The organism is Streptomyces sp. Ru72, from assembly GCF_002920635.1.
Classification (GTDB): Bacteria; Actinomycetota; Actinomycetes; order Streptomycetales; family Streptomycetaceae; genus Streptomyces.
Genome location: NZ_PQSR01000030.1, coordinates 1 through 10997, shown reverse-complemented (window position 1 = coordinate 10997; position 10997 = coordinate 1). Strand labels below are relative to the sequence as shown.

General features: G+C 69.3%; 10 protein-coding genes, 1 pseudogene and 1 riboswitch. Of the genes and pseudogenes, 1 reads left to right on the top strand and 10 read right to left on the bottom strand.

Annotated features, from left to right (window positions below; translation table 11 throughout):
• Window positions 1-108: 108 nt before the first annotated feature.
• A riboswitch (glycine riboswitch) is annotated at window positions 109-204 on the bottom strand.
• Window positions 205-330: 126 nt separating this feature from the next.
• Window positions 331-699 (top strand): PRC-barrel domain-containing protein, encoded by a 369-nt coding sequence (locus C3488_RS16530; protein ID WP_181139049.1) that lies wholly within the window; start codon window positions 331-333, stop codon window positions 697-699.
• Here the strand turns inward: C3488_RS16530 and C3488_RS16525 are convergent.
• The 10 genes and pseudogenes from C3488_RS16525 to C3488_RS16480 form a co-directional block, all read right to left on the bottom strand.
• Window positions 624-2119: pseudogene (locus tag C3488_RS16525) on the bottom strand (DNA polymerase IV). The gene C3488_RS16530 and the pseudogene C3488_RS16525 sit on opposite strands and share 76 nt — an antisense overlap.
• Window positions 2120-2173: 54 nt before the next feature.
• Complete coding sequence (locus C3488_RS16520) at window positions 2174-2809, bottom strand: MerR family transcriptional regulator (RefSeq protein ID WP_103840196.1); 636 nt, start codon at window positions 2807-2809, stop codon at window positions 2174-2176.
• 403 nt (window positions 2810-3212) lie between these two features.
• Window positions 3213-3686 carry a bifunctional nuclease family protein gene (locus C3488_RS16515; protein WP_004002801.1) on the bottom strand — a complete coding sequence of 158 codons (474 nt, stop codon included), beginning with the start codon at window positions 3684-3686 and terminating at the stop codon, window positions 3213-3215.
• An 83-nt stretch (window positions 3687-3769) separates the two neighbouring features.
• Window positions 3770-4525, bottom strand: a complete 756-nt coding sequence (locus C3488_RS16510) for a MerR family transcriptional regulator (protein ID WP_103840195.1) — start codon at window positions 4523-4525, stop codon at window positions 3770-3772.
• Between the two features lie 19 nt (window positions 4526-4544).
• Window positions 4545-5417, bottom strand: coding sequence for an FHA domain-containing protein (locus tag C3488_RS16505; protein WP_103840194.1), 873 nt, complete (start codon window positions 5415-5417; stop codon window positions 4545-4547).
• A 61-nt stretch (window positions 5418-5478) separates the two neighbouring features.
• A complete protein-coding gene (locus tag C3488_RS16500) occupies window positions 5479-6333 on the bottom strand; it encodes a DUF881 domain-containing protein (protein ID WP_103840193.1) in 855 nt (284 codons plus the stop codon).
• A gap of 5 nt (window positions 6334-6338) precedes the next feature.
• Window positions 6339-6671, bottom strand: a complete 333-nt coding sequence (locus tag C3488_RS16495; RefSeq protein ID WP_019708255.1) for a small basic family protein — start codon at window positions 6669-6671, stop codon at window positions 6339-6341.
• Window positions 6668-7564 carry a DUF881 domain-containing protein gene (locus tag C3488_RS16490; RefSeq protein ID WP_258053454.1) on the bottom strand — a complete coding sequence of 299 codons (897 nt, stop codon included), beginning with the start codon at window positions 7562-7564 and terminating at the stop codon, window positions 6668-6670. Before C3488_RS16490 ends, C3488_RS16495 begins: the two co-directional genes overlap by 4 nt.
• Window positions 7565-7672: 108 nt before the next feature.
• Window positions 7673-10168 carry a mannose-1-phosphate guanyltransferase gene (locus C3488_RS16485; protein ID WP_103840191.1) on the bottom strand — a complete coding sequence of 832 codons (2496 nt, stop codon included), beginning with the start codon at window positions 10166-10168 and terminating at the stop codon, window positions 7673-7675.
• 105 nt (window positions 10169-10273) lie between these two features.
• Window positions 10274-10891, bottom strand: coding sequence for a CDP-alcohol phosphatidyltransferase family protein (locus tag C3488_RS16480; RefSeq protein WP_103840190.1), 618 nt, complete (start codon window positions 10889-10891; stop codon window positions 10274-10276).
• Between the last annotated feature and the right edge of the window lie 106 nt (window positions 10892-10997).

The window sequence follows — 10997 nt, the reverse complement described above, 5'->3', positions numbered from 1 at the left end:
CTCTGTCATCTCGACCTGAGAGCTTCACCGGTCCGCCCGAAGGCTCGCCGGCTTTCACCGTCGGTGAGAGCGGAAGCCGTCGACACCCGCCCTGCTTTCCAGAGTGACCTCGTCCGTGCGGTACCTGGGCCTGAGAGATTCCGGGGAGGATTTGCTCCTTCGGCGCCTCCGGATCGCTCCGGAGGACTCTCCCGCACGGGGTCAACGGCCGCTTGCCAGACTACCAGCGAGGACAAGTCGGCAGCCTGCCCGGGAATCTTCAAGTGGCCGCCATCCCGAATGTGCTCTTTCGTAGTGCTTACGAATGGGTTGCGACCAGTTGGAGGGACCGTGCAGACCGACATCGATCCGCGGAATCTGATCGGCCGCAAGGCGTTCGACCGCAATGGCCACAAGATCGGCACGATCGACGAGGTGTACCTCGACGACGCCACGGGTGTACCGGAGTGGGCGGCCATACGGACCGGCCTGTTCGGCAGGGACGCGTTCGTCCCCCTGGAGCCCAGCGAGCTGGTCGAGGGCGCACTGTACGTCCCCTTCGACCGCGCCTTGATCAAGGAGGCCCCCGACTTCGGCGTCGGCCGCCACCTGTCCCCCGAACAGGAACTGCAGCTCTACCACCACTACGGCCTGGACGTCTCGGCACCGCCGCCGCCGGACCATGACTTCGGCCGTCTGGCGGGGTCGGACGAGACGTGACGGGTCGGGGGCAGACTTTGCCTGCTCACCGGTCTCATGCGCCCGTGCCCGTGGGGGCCGGGCGTCCCGCGGTCCCGGGGACGTCGGGCACCAGGGGCAGCGGGTCCGCGGGCTCCAGCTGAGGGTCGTCGACGCTGAACGTCCGGACGCGGCCCGGCTCCGACTGCGGTGTCTCGAACCGTACGGTCACCCTTCCCAGCCCGCTGCCCTGCACCCATCCCGGCCCGTACTCGGCATGCCGGACGTCGTGCCCCGCCAGCCAGACCCGCTCCGGTGAAGCCGCCGTCTCTTCGGCGGGCGGCTCCTCCGCCTCCGGTCGCTCGTCCGTGGCGGCCTCCCCCGCCGCCAGGTGGGCCTGGGCGAACAGGTCCTCCTGTGTGTAGTCGGCGAGCCCGCTGACCCCCACGCCCAGCAGCCGTACCCCTCCGGTCGTGTCCACGGGCTCCAGCAGCCGCGCCGCCGCCTCCCGCACCACCGCGGGATCGTCCGTGGGCCCCCTCAGGGTCTCGGACCGGGTCAGGGTGGAGAAGTCGTACCTCCGCACCTTCAGCACGATGGTCCGCCCCGACAACCCCGCGTCCCGCAGCCTGCGCACACACCGGTCCGCCAGCCGCTGCACCTCCAGGCCGATCCGCAGCCGGTCGTGGATGTCGACGTCGTACGTGTCCTCGACGGACACCGACTTGGCCTCCCGCTCGGCGACCACCGGCCGCTCGTCGTGCGCCAGCGCCATCGCGTACAGCGCCTGGCCGTGCGCCTTGCCGAGCAGCCGTACGAGCTCGTCCTCCCCCGCCTCGGCGATCTCGTCGATCGTCGTGATCCCGGCCCGCCGCAGGTGGTCACCGGTCGCCGGGCCGACCCCCGGCAGCGTACGCACCGGCATCGGTCCGAGCAGCGCGCGCTCGGTACCCGGCTGTATCAGTACCAGGCCGTCCGGCTTGGCCTGCTCCGAAGCGATCTTGGCGAGCATCTTCGAGGCGGCGAGCCCCACGGAGCCCGTCAGCCCGGTGCCGGACCGGATGTCCGCGCGCAGCTTCACGCCGACCAGCCGCGCCGACTCCTCGTCCCAGGCTGCTCCCCCGGCCTCCAGGTCCACGAACGCCTCGTCCAGGCTCAACGGCTCCACCAGCGGCGACAGGCCACGCAACAGGGACATCACCTGCTCGCTGATCCTGCGGTAGATCCCGAAGCGCGGCACCAGATACGCGGCGTTGGGCGCGAGCCGGCGTGCCTGGGCCATGGGCATCGCCGAGTGCACCCCGAACACCCGCGCCTCGTACGACGCCGTGGCCACCACTCCGCGGGGCCCCAGCCCGCCCACGATCACGGCCTTCCCGCGCAGGCTCGGCTTGGCTGCCTGCTCCACCGAGGCGTAGAAGGCATCCATGTCGAGGTGCAGGATGGTCGGCGCGGTTCTCACATCTCCGATGCTGCCCTACACCACTGACAACGCGGCCCTGCCGCGGCCTGCCGCTCAGACGGCCCGGTTGCGCCGGCGCGCCAGCTCGTCCGCCGGGTTGTGGCCCACGATGGTCTCGCCGGTGTCGACACGTTCACCGTGCAACTGCGACAGGGCGTTCTCCACGTCCCGCCACACGACGCCCACGGCGATGCCGAAGATGCCCTGCCCGCCCTGGAGCAGGGCGTGAACCTCGTCCGGGGACGTGCACTCGTAGACCGTCGCGCCGTCGCTCATCAGCGTCATCCGCTCCAGGTCGCGAAAACCCCGCTCCCTGAGGTGCTGGACGGCGGTCCGGATGTTCTGCAGGGACACCCCGGTGTCGAGGAAACGCTTGACGATCTTCAGGACGACGACATCGCGGAAGCTGTACAACCGCTGTGTCCCCGACCCGTGGGCGGGGCGCACGCTGGGCTCGACCAGACCGGTCCTGGCCCAGTAGTCCAGCTGCCGGTAGGTGATGCCCGCGGCGGCGCACGCCGTGGGGCCGCGATAGCCGATGTCCTCGGAAGCCGCCCCTCCGCCGCCCGGCACGGGCGTCGGCCGCTGCGGGGCGGAGCCGGCCGCGTTGCCGTGAAGCCGGTACGGACCGCTCTCCCCCAGACTGTGTCCAGGGGCACCCCCAGCCGTACCGCCGCCGCTGCTTCTCACGCCGACCTCCGTCCTTGACCTGCCTTCTCGACGGTAGGCAGTCACCACGGGTGCGTCAACGATCGCCACACTCGGCACGCCGAGTGATAATCACCCTAGGAGTGGTTTCCCGTGCCCCCCGCGGGGAAAGGCTAGCCGAATGCCTTAGCGGGCCCCTCGAGCGCCGCTGTCCCGGCCGCCTTCCCCTGCCACACCGCCCGACGCCGCACACGGCGGCGACAGTTGTCCGGCGCCCGGCACACACGGCTTCGTGCCCTCGGCCATCCCCTTCAACGCGGTGCGCAAGCCCACACCACGGTCGGCGCGCGCTCGGGCCCGTGCCCGGCAGAGGGACGCCGCAGACACACGACGGGCAAGCCGCGGGCGCCGCGTCGCCCGTCGGCCCAACCCCCGGGAGGGAGCGTCACTGGCTGCTGGTCCCGAAGTCCTCCGGTGAGATCTGGTCGAGGAACTCGCGGAACTTCTCGACCTCGTCCTCCTGCTCGTCCGGGATGGCGATCCCCGCGTCGTCCAGCACACCGTCGCTGCCGTAGATCGGCGTGCCGGTGCGCAGCGCGAGCGCTATGGCGTCGGACGGGCGGGCGCTCACTTCGACACCGCTGGCGAAGACCAGCTCCGCGTAGAAGACGCCTTCACGCAGATCCGTGATGCGCACTTCCGTGAGCTCCTGCCCGACGGCCTCCAGCACGTCCTTGAACAGGTCGTGCGTCAGAGGGCGCGCGGGGGCCATGCCCTGCTGGGCGAACGCGATGGCCGTCGCCTCCCCGGGGCCGATCCAGATGGGGAGGTAGCGGTCGCCTCCCACTTCACGCAGGAGCACGATCGGCTGGTTGGAGGGCATCTCGACCCGGACACCTACGACATCGAGCTCGTTCACACAGCAACCCTAGGCCGTGCTCGGGATGTTTGGGTAGTCGGGCACAGAAGGCCCGGCCGATCCGCCCACGGCGAACGCCCGGATCAAGGCAACCGCACACCCAGGGCGGACTGCACCAGCGCCGCGTGCAGTTTCACCGCGAGTCCCGCGAGCTCCTTCGTACGGGCCTCGGCATGCGCCCTGGTCTGTGGATTGCGATGGCGGCGCAGCGGGGCCACCACCTGGTCCACCAAGCCGGCCTCGCGGTCCGCGGCGGCCTTCACCGCGCGCAGATGACGTGGTTCGATGCCGTGCCGGCCCAGTTCCACCACGAGAGTGGCCACGGTGATCGCCTCGGCGTCGTACGTGCCGTCCGGCAGCGGCGTGAGCAGCCCGTACGACTCCCACTCCTGAAGCTGCTCGGCACCGATCCCGGCGGTCGCCAGCAGCTCCTCGCGGCCGATCCGGGCGGGCGCGGGGCTCTCCGGCTCGCCCAGGAGGTCTCCGAGCAGCTCTCCCTCGCCGGTCTCCCCGGGCCGGCCCAGGGACGGCAGCCGCACCTCCTCGCCCCGCTCCAGGGCGTCCAGGTGCTCACGGATCACCTTCAGCGGCAGATAGTGGTCCCGCTGCATCCTGAGCACCTGGCCGAGCCGCTCGACGTCACGGGCACTGAACTTGCGGTACCCCGAAGGGGTCCGCTGCGGCTCGATGAGCCCCTCGGACTCCAGAAAACGGATCTTGGAGATGGTGACTTCGGGGAACTCCTCGCGCAGCACGTTCAGCACCGTGCCGATACTCATCAGCCGGCCGTCCGCCGCGGCGGTGCCGCTGTCGGCACCGCCGCTCGGTGTGTGAAGCATGGACCCTTCCCCGTGCGGGTCAGATGCCCCGCTGGCTCGCGTAGAAGACCAGCCTGTACTTGCCGATCTGCACCTCGTCGCCGTTGTGGAGCGCGACCTGGTCGATGCGCTCCCGGTTGACGTACGTGCCGTTGAGGCTGCCGACGTCGGCGACCGTGAACATGCCGTCGGGACCCCGGCGGAACTCGACGTGGCGGCGCGAGACCGTCACGTCGTCCAGGAAGATGTCGCTCTGCGGATGGCGCCCCGCCGTGGTCAGGTCGCTGTCCAGCAGGAAGCGGCTGCCCGAGTTCGGGCCCCGGCGCACCACCAGGAGCGCCGAGCCGAACGGGAGCGCCTCCACGGCCGCCTGCGCCTCGGGAGACAGCGTCGGCACCGGCGTCTGGCCGGTGGCCTCCGCGTCGTACGCCTCCAGGCCCGAGATGGAGATCGTGGACGTCGTCTCCGACGCACGCTCCGGGACCGCCCCGGCCCGCAGCGGCGCACCGCAGTTGGAGCAGAAGCGGCTGTTCTCCGCGTTGCGGTGACCGCACCGCGTGCACACCAGGGCCGACATGTCCCCGGAACCTATGCCGCCGGACGCGGCAGGGTCAACAGACGGCGCGCCCTGACCTCCGGAAATGTGACCGCCCGGACCACTGACCTGATCGCGGAACAGCGGCCGCTGGCCCTCAGCGTCTCCCGGCTGTGCGCGATGGCGGGCAGTGGCGTTGTCGCTGCCCTCTCGCGCGCTCTTGCCGAACAACTTCGCAAACAACTTCACGGGCGATTCCCCTTGACCGAAACAGACCCGCCCGTGGGGCAGGACGAACCCTGATTGCATACACCGGCCGACCCGGACATCCTCACAACGTCCGTTTCCACCAGACAGTTTCCACCACGCACCACCCAATCGGTGCGCCGACCCCCCGCAACCTCATGCCCCTGCCGGACGGCCTCCATGCACCCCCGGTTCACTGGGAGGACGACCGAGCGTAGTCAGGCCGCTTCGCGGCTCGCAAGGCGTCCACGACGATCTTCGTGGAACGCTCCACGGTGACCGTGGCCTGCTCCTTCTCGAGAGTCTGCACCACGCCTCCGGGGATGTTGAGTGCCGGTTCGAGGTCCTGCGGTTTGCCGATGACCTTGAAACGATAGGGCCGCGTGATCTTGTTCCCGTCGACGCTGACACCTTTCCCGGCGTCCGACAGATAGGTGCCGGCGACGACCCGTACGCCGTTCACCTCTATCGCCTCCGCCCCGGCCGCGCGCAGCTCCTGGATCGCGTTGAGCAGCATGTCCGCCTGGACCGTCCCCTTCGTGTCCTGGATCGTCATCGTGATCCCGGGCCCTTCGGCGGCCACCGTGCCCGCAAGGATTCCGAGTTGCTTCTCCTTCTCGGCGGTCTGCTTGCGGGCCTCCTCGGCCCGGTCCGAGCTGTTCTCCAGCTCGGCCCGCTGATCCTCCAGACCCTGCTTCTCGTCCTGAAGACGCTGCGTACGGTCGTCGAGTTCATCGAGGATGCGCACAAGATCCTCTTGACGCGCGCCGCGCAGGGCACTGCTGCCGTCACTGTTGGAGGCGACCTGGACGGCCAGGCCGAAGCCGAGGCCGAACAGCAGGACCGCCACGATGAGTTGGGCACGGGTGACGCGCGGCGGCCACAGTCCCTGCACCAGGCGCTGACGACCGGTCAGTGCGGTGGCCGGCTCCTCGTCCGTCGTCCCCGACGTCTCGCGCGCCGCGGCCGGAACCTCCTCGGGCAGTTCCCTGCGCAGTCGGTGCTCCGGGGTCTGCGGCGGCTCTGTCGTCTCGTCCTCGTTGCTCATCGACCTCACGCCCGGAACACATGCCGGCGGATCGCCGCCGCGTTGGAGAAGATGCGGATGCCGAGGACGACCACCACACCGGTGGACAGCTGCGCGCCGACGCCCAACTTGTCGCCCAGGAACACGATCAGCGCCGCCACCACCACGTTGGACAGGAACGACACCACGAAGACCTTGTCGTCGAAGATGCCGTCGAGCATGGCCCGCAGACCACCGAACACGGCGTCGAGCGCCGCCACGACGGCGATCGGAAGGTAAGGCTCGACGACCGCCGGGACCTCGGGCCGGACCAACAGCCCGACCACCACTCCGACGACGAGGCCCAGTACCGCGATCACGATGTGCCCTTCTCTGTACTCGGTTGTGCTGTTCGTACGATCACACTGGGTGCGGCCGGCAGCCGAAGGTCACCCTCGGTGGAGATGGCGGTCCGAATCCCGTAGTTCTCCTGCAGCGCGTGCAGGTAGAGCCCGTCGGCGCTGTTCTGGAACCGCGTGCTGAGCCTGCCCCCGTCCCCCACCGCGAGGACCGTGTACGGCGGCACCAGCGGCCTGTTGTCCACCAGTATCGCGTCACCCGCGGCCCTGATCGCCGACAGGGCCGTCAGCCGCTGCCCGTTGATCGCGATCGCCTCGGCACCCGACTCCCACAGCCCGTTGACGACGCGCTGCATGTCCCGGTCGCGTACGCGCCCCGTGTCGGAGAACCCCGAGGTCTCACGAGGGTTGCCGTCGCCACCCGTGGTGGCTTCCTTGGCGTCGTCGACGACGAGCTTCACCCCAGGACCGCGCACCGCGACGGCGCCCGACAGAATCCCGACCAGGTCGGCCGGGTCGCCGCCCCCGTCCTGCCGCAGGGCCGCGCGCTGCCGCGCGCTCACGTCGTCGCGCAGCTTGTCGACCGTGCCCTCGAGCTTGTCCGCGGCGGCGGTCTCGCGCTGGATGCGGTCGATGAGTTCCTGACGCTCCTTGGCGACCGTCGGCGCGGCGATCCGCGCCTGAGCGGCGCCGACGGTCACCACCAGGGCGGCGAGTACGAGGCCCGCCGCAAGACCGAGCTTCGCCCGCAGCGTCCTGGGCATCCCCGCAGCGCCCTCGGACCTCTTCCGGGCAGCGGCCTCGGCGTATCCGTCGTCGAGGCTGTGATCCATGACGTTGGTGAGCAACGACATGGAGGCGTCCGGGCGCGAGGGGCGCGTCGGTGTGCTCCGAACGGGGGGCGGATGCGGCATGCCGCACATCGTCGCACGTCGCGCGTGCTACCTCCGAATGGCCCCACCCGCGTGCCGGACAGGCCCCCTTGGGGGACACTTGTCCGGCACGCGCGCGTGGCGCGTCTGTCACCGTCCGGCGCTGTCCACTACGGTCGACCATTCGTCCAGCAGGGCCTGCGCGGAGGCGTCGTCGGGCCCTTCGGCCCACAGGTGGGTGACGGCCTCGGCCGGGTCGGGCAGCACCAGTACCCAGCGTCCGTCGGTCTCCACGACCCTCACGCCGTCGGTCGTGTCCACGAACCGGTCGCCTGCGGCCTCCACGACCCGGCGCATCACGAGTCCCTTGACAGCCCAAGGAGTGGCGAGATCGCGCTTGAGGACGTGCGCCCGCGGAATCCGCGCGTCGATCTGGCTGAGAGTGAGCTGGGTCCGCGCCACCAGCCCGATCAGCCGTACGAACGCCGCCGTGCCGTCGAAGACGCTGCTGAACTCCGGCACGATGAAGCCGCCACGGCCGTCGCCGCCGAAGATCGTCGACTCGTCGCGGCCCACGCGGGTGAGGTCGTCGGGCGATGTGGTGGTCCACTCGACCTGCGTCCCGTGGTACGCCGCCACCTGCTCGGCGATCCTCGTCGTCGTCACCGGCAGCGCCACCCGCCCGCTGCGCCGCTCGGCGGCCACGAGATCGAGCATCACCAGCAGCGCCCGGTCGTCCTCGACGATGCGCCCCTTCTCGTCGACGAGCGACAGCCGCTCACCGACGGGGTCGAACCTGACACCGAACGCGGCCCCCGACGACGCGACGATCTCACCGAGCCGCACCAGCCCGGCCCGCCGCGCTTCCGCGGACTCGGTGGGCCGGGACTCGTCCAGTCCGGGGTTGATCGTCAGGGAGTCCACACCGAGCTTGCCGAGCAGACTGGGGAGTACCAGCCCAGCACTGCCGTTCGAGGCGTCCACGACGACCTTCAGGCCCGACTCGGCGATGCCCGTGGTGTCGACGCTCCGCAGCAGCGACCCGGTGTACGAGTCGAAGACGCTGGACGGGAAGTACAGGTCCCCGATCTCACCCGGGAAGGCCCGCCGGTACTCCTGTCGCGCGAACACCCGGTCCAGCTTGCGCTGACCGGCCTGGGACAGGTCGGCGCCCTGCCCGTCGAAGAACATGATGTCGACGGAGTCCGGCACACCGGGCGACGTCCGGATCATGATGCCGCCGGCACTCCCTCGCGCGGTCTGCTGCCGCGCCACGGGCAGCGGTACGTTCTCCAGGTCCCGTACGTCGATGGCGCTGGCCTGGAGCGCCGAGATGACCGCGCGCTTCAGCGCACGCGCACCCCGGGAGTGGTCACGTGCCGTGGTGACCGTCGATCCCTTCTTGAGGGTGGTGGCATACGCGCCGGCCAGCCGTACGGCCAGTTCCGGTGTGATCTCCACGTTCAGGATGCCCGACACACCGCGGGCCCCGAAGAGGTGTGCCTGTCCGCGCGACTCCCAGATGACCGAGGTGTTGACGAAGGCACCGGCCTCGATGGTCTTGAAGGGGTACACCCGTACGTTGCCCTGGACGATGGACTCCTCGCCGATGAGGCACTCATCGCCGATCACCGCGCCGTCCTCGATCCGGGCCGCACGCATGATGTCGGTGTTCTTGCCGACCACACAGCCCCGCAGATTGCTGTGCTGGCCGATGTACACGTTGTCGTGGACGACCGCCTTGTGCAGAAACGCCCCGCTCTTCACGACCACGTTCGAGCCGACGACGGTGTGCTCCCGTATTTCGGCACCGGCCTCCACCTTGGCGTAGTCACCGATGTACAACGGCCCGCGCAGCACCGCGTCGGGGTGCACCTCCGCGCCCTCCGCGACCCAGACGCCGGGGGAGATCTCGAAGCCGTCGATCTCGACGTCGACCTTGCCCTCCAGGACGTCGGCCTGGGCCTTCACATAGCTCTCGTGGGTGCCGACGTCCTCCCAGTAGCCCTCGGCGACATAGCCGTAGATCGGCTTGCCCTCCTTCATCAGCTGCGGGAAGACATCGCCGGACCAGTCGACCGGCACGTCGGGTTCGACATAGTCGAAGACCTCGGGCTCCATGACGTAGATGCCCGTGTTCACGGTGTCCGAGAAGACCTGGCCCCAGGTCGGCTTCTCCAGGAAGCGCTCGACCTTTCCCTCGTCGTCGACGATGGTGATGCCGAATTCCAGCGGGTTGGGTACACGCGTCAGACAGACGGTGACCAGGGCGCCCTTTTCCTTGTGGAAATTGATCAGGTCGGTGAGGTCGAAGTCGGTCAGGGCATCGCCGGAGATCACGAGGAACGCGTCGTCCTTGAGTGCTTCCTCGGCGTTCTTGACGCTCCCGGCAGTACCGAGTGGCTTCTCCTCGTTGGCATATGTGAGCTCCATACCGAGCTCTTCGCCGTCACCGAAGTAGTTCTTGACGAGTGAGGCCAGGAACTGCACGGTTACGACGGTCTCGTTGAGCCCATGCCTTTTGAGCAGCCGCAGCACGTGCTCCATGATCGGCCGGTTGGCCACCGGCAGGAGCGGCTTGGGCATACTCGAGGTCATGGGGCGAAGGCGCGTGCCTTCGCCTCCGGCCATCACGACGGCCTTCATGTCGGAAGCGTCCTCCTCCAAGAGACGACGGTCCAGCCGACTTCACCCGTCTAGATTGTCCCGCAGTTTCCCTGGGCGGGCCATCGAGCCGCGCGTGGCGGGCAATCAGTGGGCTGAATCGGCCACGGCGTCCGCCCTGACAAGTCGGCGGACTTGGACCACGTAGAGGACTCCTGCCCACCAATAGAGCGTTGTACCCCATCCGGCGAACGCCCATCCGAAAATAGCAGCGAGTGACGCGATCCATCCACTTCCGTCACTGAGGAGCAGCAGCGGGAAGGCGTACATCAGGTTGAAGGTGGCGGCCTTCCCGAGGAAGTTCACCTGTGGCGGCGGATAGCCGTGACGCCTGAGGATGCCCACCATCACCAGCAGAACCAGCTCTCGCGCCACCAGTGCCCCGGTCAGCCAAAGAGGCAGAATGCCGCGCCAGGTGAGACCGAGGAGGGTCGAGGCGATGTAGAGCCGGTCGGCGGCGGGGTCGAGGAGCCGGCCGAGGCTGCTGATCTGGTTCCAGCGCCGGGCGAGCTTGCCGTCGAGATAGTCACTGACACCACTCAGCACCAGCACGAGCAGGGCCCAGCCGTCACTCTTCGGCCCGCCGAACTCGGGCCTGAGGATCAGCCACAGGAAGACGGGCACGCCGACCAGCCGCGCCATGCTGAGGATGTTCGGGATGGTGAGGACGCGGTCCGTCTGGACACGGGTCTCCTGGACCTCCACCCGGGGGCCTCCTGCGGGAACGAACCAACGATGCTCCCTGACCTTACCCGGCGGGTTCGCGCCTGTGTGCGGAGGGGTTCGCTTGCGGCCCGGCTCAGGAGCCTGG

Excerpts from the sequence above, each read along its gene's own strand:
- C3488_RS16510 (WP_103840195.1), bottom strand. The coding sequence starts at position 4,525 with ATGCTTCACACACCGAGCGGCGGTGCCGACAGCGGCACCGCCGCGGCG.
- C3488_RS16500 (WP_103840193.1), bottom strand. The coding sequence starts at position 6,333 with ATGAGCAACGAGGACGAGACGACAGAGCCGCCGCAGACCCCGGAGCAC.
- C3488_RS16490 (WP_258053454.1), bottom strand. The coding sequence starts at position 7,564 with ATGCCGCATCCGCCCCCCGTTCGGAGCACACCGACGCGCCCCTCGCGC.
- C3488_RS16485 (WP_103840191.1), bottom strand. The coding sequence starts at position 10,168 with ATGAAGGCCGTCGTGATGGCCGGAGGCGAAGGCACGCGCCTTCGCCCC.